Here is a 14943-nt window from a genome sequence, read left to right as displayed (position 1 = left end):
ATGACCACTGATATGGCCACCGATATGACCCATGTGACCCAAGATCTCATCCTCGGACTTGACTGTGGCACCGGCGGGGCGCGGGCGCTGATTTCAACGGTGGCGGGCGATGTGCTTGCCATCGTCGATAGCCCCTATCCCACCCGTTACCCCCGTGCGGGCTGGGCGACGCAAAGCCCGCATGACTGGTGGCGCGCAGCCTGCGAGGCGGTGCGTGGCGCTATCGCTGAGGCGGGTATTGATCCCGTGCGCATTGCCGCGATCTGTGCTGATGGCACCTCAAGCACATTGGTGTCTTTGGATGCCGATTTGACGCCTGTGTCCGATGCGATCTTGTGGATGGACAACCGCGCCTCACCGCAAGCCCGCCGGATCGAGGACACCGGACACCCGGCCCTGCGTCGCTCGCGTGCGGGCGTCTCCGCCGAAACCGCTTTGCCGAAAATCATGTGGCTTAAAGAGCATGAGCCAGAGGCCTATACGGCCACCCGCTGGTTTGTCGAAATGACGGATTACATGGCGCTTTGCCTGTCGGGTCGGCTGACGCTTGGCCAGAACCACACCATCAATCGTTGGTTTTACAATCCGCGCACGGGGGGCTGGCCGGTCGATTTTCTCGACGCCATTGGACTTGAGGGCATCACCGAGCGCTTTCCCAAAGACATGCCTGCCTTGGGCGATCCGATCGGTCCGATCACAGCACAGGCGGCCGAGCAGATGGGGCTATCTCCCAAAACATTGGTCGTGGCCGGGGGCACCGATGCCTATGTCGCCATGGTCGGGCTCAACACCCTGCGTCCGGGTGAAACCGCGCTGATCACGGGTACCTCGCATCTCGTGTTGCCGGTGGTGGCCGAGGATGTCGAAATCGAAGGTCTGTTTGGCCCGCATCCCGATTGCGTCAGCCAAGGCACGTTTGTCCTGGAGGGCGGGCAAGTGTCCTCGGGCGGGATTTTGCGGTGGTGGCATGATTTGCTGCATGAGGGCGATAACGGTTATGAAGAGATGCTGGCCCAAGCCGAAGCCGCTCCGCCCGGTGCCAATGGTTTGGTTGTGCTGGATTTTTGGCAAGGCAATCGCAACCCTTTCACCGATTATGATCTGCAAGGCGCGATCTGGGGGCTGACGCTGAAACATGGACGGGCTGACATCACCCGTGCGCTGATGGAATCTGTGGCGCTGGGTACGGCGAATATTTTGGGCCGCCTCCAGACGCGCGGGTTGGAGGTCAAAACCATGACATTGGCCGGGGGGGTGCTACGTTCGCCGTTTTGGGCGCAAATGCATGCCGATGCCACCGGCGTCACCCTGCGTATTCCCGAGGTGGGCGAAGCCACCGCGTTTGGCGCTGCGATCACGGCGGCGGTCGGCGCGGGGCTGTACCCGTCGCTGGAACAGGCCGCCGATGCGATGGTGCGCATTCGCTGCGAAATTCACCCTGATCCCACGCGCCATGCGCAGCTCAGCTCACAGATGGAGATCTATCTTGAAACCCATGCGGCGCTGCGTCCCTTGATGCACCGTCAAGCCGCGCGAAGCCGGGCCAGCCCACCCGCGCATTAACGCCTAAACATCTCATTTTTATCGACTTTCGGTTACAGCTCTCGGCTGTGACCCGGAATCCTACTGCCAATGAAAGGAAAAATCATGGCTCATATCGGAGACCTCATTGCTGAAATGCTCGCACAATACGGGGTCGAATATGTCTACGGGATGCCCGGCGGACAGACCACTGCGCTCCATGATGGTATTTCACGCCGCACCGATCGTATTCGCCATATCCTGATGCGCGACGAACGCAATGCTGCCTATGCCGCCGACGCCTATGCCCGTCTGACCGGCAAGCCCGGCATTTGTGATGTGACGGTGGGACCGGGGGCGAACCTGCTGCCTGCGGGGTTCCTGGAGGCGCTCAATGCCTCAATCCCGATGATCGGGATCATCGGCGAGCTGCCGCTGGATTGGTTGCCGCTGAAAGAAAAAGGCATCGCCAGCCAAGGCTTTGATCAGCTCAGCTTTTTCAAAAGCTGCTCGAAAGAGGCCTATTTGGTGCCCTCCGTTGCGGCCTTGCCGGAATTGATCCGCACCGCGTTTCGTGTTGCCACCTCGCCGCGCCCCGGTCCCGTGGCACTGATCATCCCGCATGATATTTTCGATGCGGACTGGGACGAGGATTTGTTGAAAATCAAGGTCGATGATCGTTCGGTCCAGATGCCCTATATGCGCAGCTGTGCGCCCGCAGGCGAGATTGCCGCTGCCGCTGCGTTAATCAAGCGGGCCAAACGCCCGGCTCTGGTCTGTGGCGGTGGTGTGCATGGCTCTGATGCTGCCGAGATCGTCACGGCATTTGCCGACAGGTTTAATGGCCTCGTGGTGACAAGCCTTTCGGGCAAGGGCTCGGTGCCGGAGACGCGCGATTATGCGGCGGGGGTGCTCAACCCTCTGGGGTCGAAAGCGGCCATTGATCTGATCAAAGAGGCCGATTTGGTGGTTTGGTGTGGTTCGAAAGTCAGCCAAAACACCGGCATGAACTGGTCGTTGCCGCTGCCGGAACAGGCGACCATCACCATCGACTTCGACCCGCTCGAACATGGCCGAACCTTCCGCCCGACCGTGGCGCTGATGGGCGATGTGCGTGAGACCGTTTTGGCGCTTGGCACTGCTTTGGGGGATATTCCTGAGCACAAAGAGTGGCTTGCCCGAATTTCCGAGGTCAAAGCGGTTTGTGATGCCGACAAAGCCGCCGAAATTGCCTCTGATATGCTGCCGATCCAACCGCCCCGGATCATGAATGAGATCGCCAAACGGCTTGAAGAGGATGACATCGTGGTCTCCGATGCCTCGTTTTCGGCGGGTTGGATTTCCGGCTATATTCCGGCGAAAAAACCGGGGCGTCAGTTCCTGTTTGCGCGCGGGCAGGGGGGCTTGGGCTATGCCGTGCCAGGGGCGATTGGCGCCGCAGCCGTGCGGCCAAATGCGCGGATCGTGACGGTCGCGGGCGACGGCGCGTTTTCCTACACGATCGGCGAGTTGGCGACCATGTGCCAGTACAATCAAAAGGTCGTTAACGTGGTGATCAACAACGGCAAACTGGGTTGGATTCAACTCTGGCAGGAGCTGTATTTCAACAACGTCCAGTCGGTTGATCTGGAAAGTCAGAGCTCGGTTCCCGGCTATGCGGGCGCAGCGGCGGCGCTTGGGCTTTTGGGCATCTATGTTGAAAAACCAGACGAGATCGGTCCGGCATTGGATCGCGCCTTTGCCCATGACGGGCCTTCGGTGGTCGAGGTGCGCATTGATGATCGGGCAACGCCGATCCATTCGTTCAAACGCCGCCTGCGTGAGAAATCGGATACGCCGTTCCCGCGTCCGGGCACTGTCTACCGCCTGCGCGACTGGAAGGTTTCGCCGGACCTCTGAGCGCTGGCTTTGTGAGTCTACATTTCGCAATGACACAGACCGGATGCGCTTGGGCGTCCGGTCTATTTTGTGAATGCCACCGTTCACGAACAGCACTGAATCATGACGGTTTGTAGGCAGACCGCCGTTTCCAGAGGCGCAGGATGCCGAGTGTGACGGCAAGCTGTCCCGCCCCAAAAGCGATCATAGCAGGCAGCAAACCCAACAAGTCCGCGAGGCCCCCGCTGGCGATCACCGGGATCGAGAAGCCCAAATAGGCGTAGACGAACAAACCGGCCGTTGCCCGTGCCCGTTCATTTGGCGCGCGTAACGAAACCTCGGCCAGGGACGCGAGATAGGTGAAACCATAGCTCGCGGCGCTGGTGATACAGGTGCCGAGCAGCACCAAGACCAAGATTTTGAGCCAAACACCCATCAGAAGCACGACGAAGCCCAGCGGGATAAGGATGAACCCAAGGGCAAGTGCTGAGGTGTTGGACATGCGCCGGGCGAGAGGCTGACACAGAAATCCCACGAAAATCGCTAAGAAAATCACAAGTCCGGTCCAGCCCCCCAAATCATTTGCAGCAAGTTCCAATGGCACGACTGCGATCGTCATGCCGGTGGTCGACCATGCCAATGCCATGGCTGCACCAAACATCCATGTCCCTGCGGGAAAGACGGGCAAACGCACAATCGAGATCGCCTGCGGATGATCCAGCTTGGGCAGGCAAAAGGCGATGAGGGCCAAAAGCGGGGCGGCCAAAAAGAACACAACAAAACTGGCAGGCAAAAGCGTTGGGCCTTGGAGGCCAAGGCTCACGCCTGTCGCCAAAGCCCCGCCGCCAAACCCGAGCGACGTGGCAGATGTGACGATCAAAGCGGCACTGCGGGTGCGGGTTTCCCCCAGAATTTCTGCCATATAGGCCGTTCCCGCCGGGGTTGCGAGGCCTGTCCCAATGCCAAGCAAGGCCCGCGCGATGACGAGGCTTGTCCAGACCGGACGCAGGACCAACAGCGCCGTCGCGACCGTTCCGATCACCAAAGCCAGAGCAAGCGGCAGCCGTCGCCCGATGCGGTCTGATACGCCGCCAAGCAAAAGTAACGTCGGCATGAGGCCCCCGACATAGGCCGCAAAGGCAACTGTCACTGCCATCGCCCCGACATCACTTTTAGAGGCGTAGACATCGTAAAGCGGAGCCTGAAGGTTGACGGCAAAGGTGACCGTGAACAGGGCAAGTGCAAGCAAGGAAACGGACAGGATTCTGGGCATAAGGGCACCTCGACGGTTGACTTTAGAGGGGAATGCCAGAAGGTTTTTTATATGACAATTTTTCAATTGTACTAGGTACAGCGCAGCCATGACCAAAGCCCGATATATACGCCTTGCTGATGTGATTGGCGCGTCGATCCAAGAGGGACGATTGGCACCCGGCACCAAACTGCCGACGCATCGCGCTTTTGCAGAAAAATTTGGTATCGCCTTGGCGACCGCAACGCGCACATACCGTGAACTGGAACGCAGAGGCCTGGTCGTGGGCGAGGCGGGGCGTGGGACCTTTGTGCGTGACCTTGGCGTGCCTGTGACGCTTGGCCTGCGCCAGAGCGCACCGGATGGGTTGGTTGATCTGGTGTTCAATATGCCGGGAGATGCCGGCGATCCCGACATTTTGCGTGCAGGGTTGCGGCGGTTGGCGGTGGCGGGCGATCTCGAAGCGATGCTGCGCTACCAGCCCCATGGCGGACGCCGCCATGAACGTAAAATCATCGCCACATACCTCTCTCAAACCCATGGGGTGATTGATCCAGAACGTCTTTTGGTGACATCGGGGGGCAGCATGGATTGGCGATGATCGGGTTTGGGCTGCTCAGCCGTGGTGACGCGGTCGCCGTGGATGAGCTGACATATCCGGGTTTCAAATCCGTGGCGGCGTTGCAGGGGCTTGATCTTGTGCCCGTCGCGGGCAAGCGGGCTGTGATGTGCCCTGACGAGCTAGACCAGCGCTGTCGGACGCGAAAGCTCCGCGCGGTTTATCTCATGCCGACCGTGCACAACCCGCTTGGCGCGGTGATGGACGAGACAACGCGGCGGCAGTTGAGTGATGTGGCCCGGCGACATGATCTTATGATCATTGAAGATGCGGCCTACGCCTTTTTGGACAGGGATGCCCCGCCGAGTTTCCTCACGCTGGCCCCCGAGCGGACGGTCCATGTCGGGGGCTTTTCCAAGAGTCTCGCGACCGGGCTGCGCTTGGGCTATGTGATTGCCTCAGATCGGCACCGCGACGGGTTGATCGAAGCGATCAGAGCCACGACATGGAATGCTCCGGCGTTGATTTCGAGCCTTGTGACGGGCTGGATTGAGGACGGTACATTAGGCCGATCCGAGGCCGTGCGACGGCGCGATGGCTGTGAGCGCCAAAAGATGTGCCGCGACGCGTTTGGTGATCTGCCGATCCTCTCACATCCCAATGCGGGATTCGCATGGGTGCCGCTGGCGCAGGGTGCCCGGGCTGCGCCCATTGTCACGGGCTTGAAGCAACAAGGCCTCTCCGTGTCCGGCGCTGACTCTTTTGCGACAACGATTGCGACACCTCAGGCGCTGCGATTGGCCTTCGGCGGTGTGCCCAAGGCGGAGCTCGGCCCCATTCTGAGCACCGTTGCCGACGCGATCCGTGCCGCATCGAAGGGACACGCCTTTTGAATCCAAAGTGACCATTGCTGCACGCAAGGGCGCGTTACACCCGCATCCGGGCAAAGCTCATCGAGATATGGCCGCGGCGGATATGGCCGACCGCATCCAGATCGCCAAGCTCAAGTGCGCCCAGAATGTCTTGGAGTTCTCGGGCGTAAATGCCAATTTCCTGCATCAAATCAATATGCGAACTGGTCACCTGTTGTAGCCAAATGCGGGCGGTGCGGAAATACAGCCGTTCCGCCATCGTCCGCAGCGGGGCGTTGGATGTGAGATCCAACAAGGTCAAAAACGTGTCTTGGTCCAGCAGCGAAAAGTCGCGCGCAGAAGGGGCGGATTTGAGCCCCTCGGCGCGGGCATGCAGGGCCCGGAACCGTTGCAAAAACGCAGCGTCAGGTTGGACCGGATCAAGTGAGGTTTGCAGCAACACCAATTCTTTGCGCAGCCGGTAGACTTGCGACATTTCGCTGTAATCGACGTTGGTGACCATGGTGCCGACGCCATGAACGGAGGTCACAAGCCCCTCATCCTCAAGACGCGCCAAAACGCGACGAATGGGGGTGCGCGAAATGCCCAATTCGGCGGCCAGCGCCGTTTCCGAAAGCTTCATGCCCGGCGGATAGTCCAGCATGCAAATGCGGCTGCGGATGTCCGCATGGATGCGCTCTGCACGTTCGCGGGCACGCAACGGCTCGGGCATCATGTCCATCGGTTCAGTTTCTGTCGTGTTTGCCATAGGTCTCCCCAAGTCGATCCAGCATCTCCATCGCTTGGCAAAGCTGATCGCGTTCAACATATTCGTCGGGCTTATGGGCTTGGTCAATGGAGCCGGGGCCACAAATCACCGCGCTCATGCCGATCTCTTGAAAAAGCCCGGCTTCGGTTCCGAACGGCACAACATCGGCGGTGTTGGCGCCGGTGAGGCGAAACACAAGATCGCGCGCAGCGTTTTCGTCCATGGGCGTGAGGCCCGCAACCTCGCCAATCACCTCGGTGGTGATCTCGGCCTGTGGCGCCACAGCGCGCATGTCCGGCAACAACACGTCGCCGACATACTGCGCCAGATCGCGCTGAACCAGATCGAAATCCTCTGATCCGATTGGCCGCATTTCCCATTCTAACGTGGCTTTGCCTGCGATGACATTATGGGCATGCCCGCCGTTAAGGCCGCCGATGTTGATCGTCGTGTAAGGTGGATCAAACCGCGATCCCGGTGGACAGCGCTCGATCAAAGCCTGTCGCAACACCAGCAAACGGTTGATGTAACGTGCCGCATATTCGACCGCGTTGACACCTTTCTCCGGGGCCGATCCATGCCCCTCCGCCCCTGTAAAGGTCACGGTATATTCGCAACAGCCTTTGTGCCCTTCAATCACCCGCATCTGCGTCGGCTCACCAATCAGCGCCATCGCGGGGCGGATGTCGCGGGCCTTGAGCCCCTCGACAAGATCGCGCGCGCCCAAACATCCGACCTCTTCGTCATGGGTAAAAGCGAAATGGATTGGGCGGGTGTGCGCCGCCGTTTTGAGCGCGTCTATTTTGGTCAGGCAGGTGGCAATAAACCCCTTCATGTCGCAGGTGCCACGACCATAAAGCTTGCCGTCGCGTTCCACCATTTCAAATGGGTCTGTCGTCCACGGTTGATCCGCCACCGGCACCACATCGGTGTGCCCGGACAGGACCAGCCCGCCCGCGCGTTCCGGCCCGAGTGTGGCAAACAGATTGGCCTTGGTGCCGCTGGTGTCAGTGAGCACCTCAACCCGTGCGCCCGCACGCTCCAACCTGTCCGCGACATAGTGGATCACGGGCAAGTTGGTCATCGAGGACACCGAGGGAAAGGCGATGAGATCGGCCAAAATGCTTTGGCAGCGGTCGAGATCGGACATGATCAGTCCTTCACAAACAGCTTGCGCGGCACGTTGCACAACGGCTCGGCTGGCCCGTCTTCGCGGATCAGGATCGTCTCCGTCGTCTCCATGCCCCAGCCATCCATCCACAGACCCGGCATAAAATGAAAGGTCATGCCCGGCTCCAAAACCGTCTCATCTGAGGCGCGCAGGGACACTGTATGTTCGCCCCAATCCGGCGGGTAGGACAGGCCAACGGCATAGCCACAACGGTTCGGGCGTTCGATCCCGACTTTGATCAGTTCCGCATCCAATGCGCGGGCAATGTCACAGGCCCGGTTGCCGGGGCGCGCCACCTCGATCCCGGCGTTCAACCCTTCGGTCAGGGCCTGAGCCGCGTCGCTCATAAAACGCGGTGGTTTGCCAAAAAAGATCGTCCGGCAGAGCGGTGCGTGGTAGCGGCGGTAACAGCCGGATTGTTCGATAAACGTTGCCTCACCCCGCTTTAACGCCTCGCCGTTCCATGTCAAATGCGGCGCAGAAGCATCCGCGCCCGAGGGCAAAAGCGGCACGATCGCCGGGTAGTCGCCCCAACTGTCATCCTCGCCCTGAACCGAGGTTTTGAACATCTCACCGACAAGGTCGTGTTTGCGCATGCCTGGTTCGGCCAATTCAATCGCGCGCTCAATCACCAGCTCGGAAATGCGTGCGGCGCGGCGCATGAAATTCAATTCCTCACTGGATTTGATCAGCCGGTTCCAATTCACCAATGTTGAGGCGTCGATCAATTCGGCCTCGGGCAATCCCTGCGCCAAAACGGCAAAGGCGCGGGCGGTGAAGTAGTAGGTCTCCATCTCGATCCCAATGCGTTTGTCGCCATATCCCATGATCCGCAGATGCGAGGCGAGGTCTTCCATCGGGTGAATGTCGGTGGCCTGAATATAGCGATCCGCGTAGTGAAGGATGTTCTCGTCTTCCATCCAAACGGTACGCTTGGCGCCATTGGCGTCTTGCATTCGGCCCCACCAAATCGGATCGCCCTCAAGGCTCAAAATCACGCCTTGATGCACATAAAAGGACCAGCCGTCATACCCGGTGAGCCAGTTCTGGTTTGACGGATTGGTCACAAACAGGACGTCTATTCCGGCGGCGCTCATCGCTTCGCGGGTCAGTTGGATGCGCCGATCATATTCGGCGCGGGAGAAGGGAGCGTTCTCAATAGGCATGCAATTCTCGCTTATTGTGCACATCTTGTGCGATTCTATCGGGCGTATTCACTTGTAAAGCCGAAAAATAAGGATGTTTTTGGCCTGTTTTCCTTGACACTTGGGCGATTCGCCTAATGTTGTATACATCAGTTGAGGGAAGCTCAGTTTCCTCGTCAATGAAAATAATCGGGAGTGACCTATGAAACGTATCCTTAAAACCGCTGCTGCTGCGGGCCTCACGCTGGGCGTCAGCGCGACGGCCCTCATGGCCGGGACGTTGAGTGACCGGATCGCAGACGGTGATCCGATCCGCATCGGCTTTGCCAACGAAGTGCCTTGGGCCTATCCGGGCGAAGACGGCGCTGCCGAGGGGTTTGTGAATGCCTATGTCATCGGCGTGCTTGAAACGATGGGCTATGACAACATTGAACCGGTCGTCACCGAATGGGGTGGCCTCATCCCCGGCCTCAACGCCGGTCGTTTCGACATCGTGACGGGCGGGATGTATATTCTTGGCTCGCGCTGCGAAAACATGACGTTCTCCGAACCAATGGCCAAAGTGGGCGATGCTTTTATCGTGCCCGCAGGCAACCCCAAAGACCTCAACAACTACGAACAGCTTGCCGAAAAAGACGCGATTTTCGTGACTGGCGCGGGCTATAACCAAATCGAAGCGGCAGAACGCGGTGGCGTCGATGACGACAAGGTCATGACCGTCCCCGGCCCGACCGAAATTCTCGCCGCTGTGCGCGCAGGACGTGCCGATGCCGGTGGGGTGACCTATTTCACTGCGCTCAATCTGGCCGAACAATCGGGTGGCGATGTCGAAGTGTCTGACGTGAGCCAACTCCCCGATTGGACCCAAAACTGGGTCGGCATCGGTTTTCGGGATGAGGACGCGGATTTCGTTGAAAAATTCAACGCAGCCCAAGCCGAATACCTTGGCTCTGATGCGATGATGGAAGCGGTGTCGGCCTATGGCTATTCCAAAGGCAACCTGCCCGGCGAGATGAAAACCGCCGATGTTTGCACCATGAAGTGAACTGACGTGCGCTTCGATCCATCCAAGTGATTGAAGCGGGCCGGGACAACGGTTCCGGCCCGCCTGTCATGTTCAGCCTTGGGAGATGCCCTTGAGCCTCTGGGAATTTTTCGCGACGTATTGGCCCGACTTCCTAAAAGGAACCGGTGTCACCGCCGCTCAATTTGTCCTTGCCACCCTGCTCGCGATTGGAATCGCATTGGTGGCCGGATTGATGAAACTGTCCCGCAATGCCGTGATCCGCGGCGTGTCGGTGACCTATATCGAAATTTTTCGCGGCACCTCGCTTTTGGTGCAACTGTACTGGATTTTCTTCGTGCTGCCGTTGTTCGGCGTGACACTGGATAAGTTCACCGCGGGCTTTGTCGCCGTTGGGATGAACTTGGGCGCTTACGGCGCCGAGCTTGTGCGCGGCGGCATTCAATCGGTGCCAAAAGGGCAATGGGAGGCCGCCTATGCGCTCTCAATGAGCCCGGCCAAGCGGATGTGGCGGATCATCTTGCCGCAGGCTCTGGTCAATATGTTGCCGCCTTGGGGCAATCTTTTGATCGAGCTTCTGAAAAACACAGCGCTTGTGTCGCTGATCTCCGTCACCGACCTGATGTTCGTGGCTAAACAGATCAACGGGTCGACCTTCCTGTCGGCTCAGGCCTTTGGTCTTGCGCTGATCGTCTATTATGTCTTCGCGCGGTTCATCGTCACGCCCGCGATGCGTTGGCTCGAAGGCTTTATGCGCCGTAAGTTGGGGAGGGCCTAAGCCATGGGATTTCATTGGAAATGGGATTTCACTTGGGAAATCCTGCCGCGTCTGCTTGAGGCGACGCTCAACACTTTGATCGCAGCCGGGGCGGGCTATGCCATTGCCATCGTGTTGGGGTTGGTTTTGGCACTGGCGCAGCGCACGCCCTACCGGGCACTGACCTTTGTGGTGCGCGAATTTGTGGAGTTCATCCGCTCGACACCGCTGATCCTTCAGATCTTTTTCGTGTTCTACGTCGGCCCGCAATTTGGGGTGCGCATGAGTCCCTGGACCTCCGGGATGATCGCCATCGGGTTGCATTATTCGGCCTATCTTTCCGAGGTTTATCGCGGTGGTTTAAACAGTGTCGGCAAGGGCCAATGGGAGGCCTGCACCGCGCTCAACATGAGCACGCGCCAAGCCTACACCCGGATCATCATTCCGCAGGCTGTGCCGCCTGCTTTGGCGGGCATGGGCAACTATCTTGTGGGGATTTTCAAGGACACGCCGATGCTTTCGGTGATCGGTGTTGCGGAGCTGATGCACACCGCCAATGCGATCGGCTCCGAAAGCTATCGCTTCCTCGAACCCTACACCCTCGTCGGCGTGATTTTCCTCGCCATTTCCCTTCCTGCCGCCGGTTTCATCCGTGTGTTTGAAACCTATGTGCGCCGCAAACTTGGACTGAAATAATGGAAGATATGTCGCAATACCCGCTGGAACTGACCGGCGATGATATCCCGATGGTGCGTTTCATGAACGTCACCAAACGCTACGGCAAACTGACCGTTTTGGATCGGCTGAACTTGGATGTGGCGACGGGTGAAATGGTGACCGTGATCGGCCCGTCTGGCTCGGGCAAAACCACCGTTTTGCGGATGCTGATGACGCTTGAGACCATCAATGAAGGTGTGATCTATGTCGACGGCAAGCCCTTGACCCATATGGAGAAAAACGGTGCCCTTGTGCCCGCCTCCCCCAAGCATCTGCGGATGATGCGCAGTCAGATTGGCATGTGTTTTCAACACTTCAATCTGTTCCCGCATATGACCGCCTTGGAAAATTGCATGGAGGGGCCGGTTCAGGTTTTGGGCATGTCCAAAGCCGAGGCGCGCAAGCGCTCTGAGGACCTGTTGGAACTTGTCGGCATGATCGAAAAGAAGGATCAGCACCCCTCGCGCCTTTCGGGCGGGCAACAACAACGCGTTGCCATTGCCCGCGCTTTGGCGATGCGGCCCAAGGTGATGCTGTTTGACGAAGTGACCTCCGCGCTTGACCCGGAGGTGATCGGTGAGGTGACCAATGTGATCCGCGATCTGGTGGACAAACACAACCTCACCATGTTGATGGTCACCCACCAAATGGGCTTTGCCAAAGACATCTCCGATCGCATTTGTTTCTTTTTCGACGGCTCAATTGAAGAACAAGGCGCGCCCGAGGAGCTGTTTGGCAATCCGCAAAGGGAACGGACACAGCAATTTCTCAGCGCGGTCAAAGAGGCGGGTTGATGCTGGCCTTAGCGGATGTTTTTGCCGCCCAAAACGTGATCCGGGGCGTGGCGGATGGTACGCCACTTGTGCCCTCGGACTTGTCGCAAAAGCTCGGGGGCGATCTCTGGCTCAAACTTGAGATCTGCCAGCCGATGGGCGCGTTCAAACTGCGCGGCGCGGTCAATGCGATGGCACATTTGCCCACGGATGCCAGGGGCGTGACCTGTTGCTCCACCGGCAATCATGGCCGCGCGGTGGCCTATGCGGCGGCGCAAAACGGTCTGCGTGCCGTGATCTGTATGTCTGAGCTGGTGCCAAAGACCAAGGTCGACGGCATTCGGAGGCTGGGCGCAGAGGTCCACATCGACGGTCGCTCGCAAGACGAGGCCCAAGCCCATGCCACGCGTTTGGCGCGCGCCGATGGGCTGATCGACATTCCACCCTTTGACGATCCGCATGTGATCGCCGGGCAAGGCACCATTGCGCTGGAAATGCTGCGCGCCCGCCCCGATCTCGACACGCTCATGATCCCGCTCTCCGGCGGCGGTTTGGCGGCGGGCATGGCAGTTGCGGCCCGCGCAATCAAACCCGACATCCGCCTGATCGGCGTCAGCATGGATCGCGGCGCGGCGATGGCGGCTTCGATCACAGCGGGGCACCCGGTTGAGGTCAAAGAGGTCGCCTCTTTGGCCGACAGTCTGGGCGGTGGGATCGGGGGTCAGAACCAGCACACATTCCCGCTTTGCCGCAGGCTTTTGGATGAGGTGGTTTTGGTCACGGAAGACGACATTTATACCGCCATGCAAGCGCTCTATTACGAGGACCGTTTGGTCGCCGAAGGGGCCTGTGTCGTCGGCATCGCCGCCCTTATGGCGGGCAAGATCGTGCCAAGCCCGCAGATGGGTACTGTGATCACCGGGCGCAATGTCGATATGGCGCAATTCACCCGCGTGGTGATGGGCCAAGATGTGCGGCTGGGGGATGTGATTGTAAAAGGAACGCCCTATGACGCGTGAGACACAGGCGAAGCCCCCCCGCCCTGACATTCGCATCGTCACCGAGGCGCAATTGCGCGGGGTGGTCTCGCTTGATCTCGAGACCATTGATGTGATCGAAAACGGCTTTCGCGCCTTAGCCGAAGGTGGCGTCGTGATGCCGCCGGTGCTGTCGATGGCGATTGCCGCCCATCATGGTGAGGTCGATGTGAAAACCGCCTATGTGCCGGGGCTGGACGGCTTTGCGTTGAAAGTCTCGCCGGGATTTTTTGACAATCCCCAATTGGGCCTGCCTTCGCTGAACGGCTTGATGATCCTGCTTTCGGCCAAAACCGGGCTGGTGCAGGCGGTGTTTTTGGACAATGGCTACCTCACAGATCTTCGCACGGCGGCGGCGGGCGCGGTCGCTGCGCGCCATTTGGCCCCCGAGGTGGAAACGGCGGGGGTGATCGGCACCGGTGCACAAGCCCGGTTGCAAATGCAAGCTGCGCATCTGGTGCGCCCGTTCAAACGCTGTCTCGTTTGGGGCCGCGACACGGAAAAAGCCGCCGCCTGTGCCGCCGATATTGCCGCGATGACCGGGGCCGAGGTGGAGGTGATGACGGAGGTCGCGCCGCTCGTGGCGCAAAGCCAGCTTGTGGTCACCACAACCCCCGCGACGACGCCTTTGATCACCGCCGAGATGCTCCACGATGGGGTGCACATCACCGCCATGGGATCGGATCAGGCGGGCAAAAACGAGATTGCGCCAGAGGCCTTGGCCGCCGCCGATCTTTATGTCTGTGACCGGGTGAGCCAATGCGAGGCGCTGGGTGAATTGCGTGCGGCGCGTGTGCAAGGGCTGATGGCTCAAACCCCGCCGGAATTGGGCCAGATCCTCACGGGAGACGCCCAGGGCCGCACCGAACCGCATCAGATCACGATCTGCGATCTGACCGGAACCGGCGTGCAAGACACCGCCATCGCATGCGATGTCGCGACCCGTTTGGGGGATGCGGGCACCGTGATTTCCACGGCCCCTGACCTATGATCAAACTCGACGCCCGCGATTTCGACATTCTGCGCGCCCTGTCTCGGGAGGGGCGGATGTCAAAAGCGCGTCTGGCCGAAGCCATTGGCCTATCGCCAACACCCGCATGGGAGCGGTTGAAAAAGTTGGAGAAAGCCGGGCTGATCGAGGGCTATCACGCCAAGATCAACCTGCGCAAATTGGGGGCCACGGTGACGGTGTTCGTCGCCGCCGAACTCGCCGATCACACCCAAGCCTCGTTTCAAACCTTTGAAGCCTCGGTACAATCTCATGAGGAAATTGTGGGCTGTTGGGCTTTGGGTGGCGGGTTTGACTACCTGTTACAGATCGTCACCCGCGACATTCATGCCTATCAACGGTTGATCGACACGCTGTTGGACGCGCGCATCGGCATCGCGCGGTATTTCACCTATATTGTCACCAAACAGGTCAAAGGCGGCGGTGCTCCACCGCTAGGATTGTTCACAGACCATTTGGACTAGCATAGCCCGCCGCCGC

At 59.4% G+C, this 14943-nt stretch carries 15 protein-coding genes; 11 read left to right on the top strand and 4 right to left on the bottom strand.

Going from position 1 to position 14943, the window contains the following annotated elements; genetic code table 11:
* Nucleotides 1-1563, top strand: a complete 1563-nt coding sequence (locus DA792_RS14395) for an FGGY-family carbohydrate kinase (RefSeq protein WP_159075281.1) — start codon at nt 1-3, stop codon at nt 1561-1563.
* Between the two features lie 84 nt (nt 1564-1647).
* Nucleotides 1648-3420, top strand: a complete 1773-nt coding sequence (locus DA792_RS14390; protein ID WP_107720533.1) for a thiamine pyrophosphate-binding protein — start codon at nt 1648-1650, stop codon at nt 3418-3420.
* Between the two features lie 100 nt (nt 3421-3520).
* Here DA792_RS14390 and DA792_RS14385 read toward each other — a convergent pair whose 3' ends face one another.
* Nucleotides 3521-4672, bottom strand: a complete 1152-nt coding sequence (locus DA792_RS14385) for an MFS transporter (RefSeq protein WP_107720532.1) — start codon at nt 4670-4672, stop codon at nt 3521-3523.
* Between the two features lie 88 nt (nt 4673-4760).
* Here DA792_RS14385 and DA792_RS22845 point away from each other — a divergent pair, with 88 nt between their 5' ends.
* Both DA792_RS22845 and DA792_RS22840 read left to right on the top strand, forming a co-directional pair.
* Nucleotides 4761-5252, top strand: a complete 492-nt coding sequence (locus DA792_RS22845) for a GntR family transcriptional regulator (RefSeq protein WP_254679258.1) — start codon at nt 4761-4763, stop codon at nt 5250-5252.
* Nucleotides 5249-6103, top strand: coding sequence for a PLP-dependent aminotransferase family protein (locus DA792_RS22840; RefSeq protein WP_254679257.1), 855 nt, complete (start codon nt 5249-5251; stop codon nt 6101-6103). Before DA792_RS22845 ends, DA792_RS22840 begins: the two co-directional genes overlap by 4 nt.
* Nucleotides 6104-6137: 34 nt before the next feature.
* On the opposite strand, the gene DA792_RS14375 is transcribed toward DA792_RS22840, so the two are convergent.
* Genes DA792_RS14375 through DA792_RS14365 form a run of 3 tightly spaced genes read right to left on the bottom strand, consistent with a single transcriptional unit; the run spans nt 6138 to nt 9167 of the window.
* Entirely contained in the window at nt 6138-6830 is a 693-nt protein-coding gene (locus tag DA792_RS14375; protein ID WP_254679256.1) for a GntR family transcriptional regulator, read from the bottom strand.
* Nucleotides 6808-7980 carry an acetylornithine deacetylase gene (gene argE / locus DA792_RS14370; protein WP_107720531.1) on the bottom strand — a complete coding sequence of 391 codons (1173 nt, stop codon included), beginning with the start codon at nt 7978-7980 and terminating at the stop codon, nt 6808-6810. Before argE ends, DA792_RS14375 begins: the two co-directional genes overlap by 23 nt.
* Nucleotides 7981-7982: 2 nt before the next feature.
* Nucleotides 7983-9167 (bottom strand): M24 family metallopeptidase, encoded by a 1185-nt coding sequence (locus tag DA792_RS14365; RefSeq protein ID WP_107720530.1) that lies wholly within the window; start codon nt 9165-9167, stop codon nt 7983-7985.
* Nucleotides 9168-9348: 181 nt separating this feature from the next.
* On the opposite strand from DA792_RS14365, the gene DA792_RS14360 reads away from it, so the two are divergent.
* From DA792_RS14360 to DA792_RS14330, 7 genes are all read left to right on the top strand, one after another.
* Nucleotides 9349-10191, top strand: a complete 843-nt coding sequence (locus tag DA792_RS14360) for a transporter substrate-binding domain-containing protein (RefSeq protein WP_107720529.1) — start codon at nt 9349-9351, stop codon at nt 10189-10191.
* Nucleotides 10192-10276: 85 nt separating this feature from the next.
* Nucleotides 10277-10948, top strand: a complete 672-nt coding sequence (gene ehuC, locus DA792_RS14355; protein WP_107720528.1) for an ectoine/hydroxyectoine ABC transporter permease subunit EhuC — start codon at nt 10277-10279, stop codon at nt 10946-10948.
* 3 nt (nt 10949-10951) lie between these two features.
* On the top strand, nt 10952-11623 hold the full coding sequence (gene ehuD, locus DA792_RS14350; RefSeq protein WP_009572021.1) for an ectoine/hydroxyectoine ABC transporter permease subunit EhuD: 672 nt from the start codon (nt 10952-10954) through the stop codon (nt 11621-11623).
* Nucleotides 11623-12438 (top strand): ectoine/hydroxyectoine ABC transporter ATP-binding protein EhuA, encoded by an 816-nt coding sequence (ehuA, locus tag DA792_RS14345; RefSeq protein WP_107720527.1) that lies wholly within the window; start codon nt 11623-11625, stop codon nt 12436-12438. Before ehuD ends, ehuA begins: the two co-directional genes overlap by 1 nt.
* The gene (eutB, locus tag DA792_RS14340) at nt 12438-13436 is read left to right on the top strand and encodes a hydroxyectoine utilization dehydratase EutB (protein ID WP_107720526.1); all 999 of its coding nucleotides are present in this window, start codon (nt 12438-12440) and stop codon (nt 13434-13436) included. Before ehuA ends, eutB begins: the two co-directional genes overlap by 1 nt.
* Nucleotides 13426-14445, top strand: a complete 1020-nt coding sequence (locus tag DA792_RS14335) for a cyclodeaminase (protein ID WP_107720525.1) — start codon at nt 13426-13428, stop codon at nt 14443-14445. The genes eutB and DA792_RS14335 overlap by 11 nt, the downstream gene beginning before the upstream one ends.
* The gene (locus DA792_RS14330; protein ID WP_107722716.1) at nt 14445-14927 is read left to right on the top strand and encodes an Lrp/AsnC family transcriptional regulator; all 483 of its coding nucleotides are present in this window, start codon (nt 14445-14447) and stop codon (nt 14925-14927) included. Before DA792_RS14335 ends, DA792_RS14330 begins: the two co-directional genes overlap by 1 nt.
* Nucleotides 14928-14943: the final 16 nt, after the last annotated feature.

Source organism: Celeribacter baekdonensis (assembly GCF_003047105.1).
In the GTDB taxonomy this organism is placed as follows: Bacteria; Pseudomonadota; Alphaproteobacteria; order Rhodobacterales; family Rhodobacteraceae; genus Celeribacter; species Celeribacter baekdonensis_B.
Note: the sequence above shows the minus strand (reverse complement) of the source record. Positions and strands in the feature narration are given on the sequence as shown.

Coding starts and splice junctions, on each gene's coding strand:
- DA792_RS14395 (WP_159075281.1), top strand. CDS start 1: ATGACCACTGATATGGCCACCGATATGACCCATGTGACCCAAGATCTC.
- DA792_RS14390 (WP_107720533.1), top strand. CDS start 1,648: ATGGCTCATATCGGAGACCTCATTGCTGAAATGCTCGCACAATACGGG.
- DA792_RS14385 (WP_107720532.1), bottom strand. CDS start 4,672: ATGCCCAGAATCCTGTCCGTTTCCTTGCTTGCACTTGCCCTGTTCACG.
- DA792_RS22845 (WP_254679258.1), top strand. CDS start 4,761: ATGACCAAAGCCCGATATATACGCCTTGCTGATGTGATTGGCGCGTCG.
- DA792_RS22840 (WP_254679257.1), top strand. CDS start 5,249: ATGATCGGGTTTGGGCTGCTCAGCCGTGGTGACGCGGTCGCCGTGGAT.
- DA792_RS14375 (WP_254679256.1), bottom strand. CDS start 6,830: ATGGCAAACACGACAGAAACTGAACCGATGGACATGATGCCCGAGCCG.
- argE (WP_107720531.1), bottom strand. CDS start 7,980: ATGTCCGATCTCGACCGCTGCCAAAGCATTTTGGCCGATCTCATCGCC.
- DA792_RS14365 (WP_107720530.1), bottom strand. CDS start 9,167: ATGCCTATTGAGAACGCTCCCTTCTCCCGCGCCGAATATGATCGGCGC.
- DA792_RS14360 (WP_107720529.1), top strand. CDS start 9,349: ATGAAACGTATCCTTAAAACCGCTGCTGCTGCGGGCCTCACGCTGGGC.
- ehuC (WP_107720528.1), top strand. CDS start 10,277: ATGCCCTTGAGCCTCTGGGAATTTTTCGCGACGTATTGGCCCGACTTC.
- ehuD (WP_009572021.1), top strand. CDS start 10,952: ATGGGATTTCATTGGAAATGGGATTTCACTTGGGAAATCCTGCCGCGT.
- ehuA (WP_107720527.1), top strand. CDS start 11,623: ATGGAAGATATGTCGCAATACCCGCTGGAACTGACCGGCGATGATATC.
- eutB (WP_107720526.1), top strand. CDS start 12,438: ATGCTGGCCTTAGCGGATGTTTTTGCCGCCCAAAACGTGATCCGGGGC.
- DA792_RS14335 (WP_107720525.1), top strand. CDS start 13,426: ATGACGCGTGAGACACAGGCGAAGCCCCCCCGCCCTGACATTCGCATC.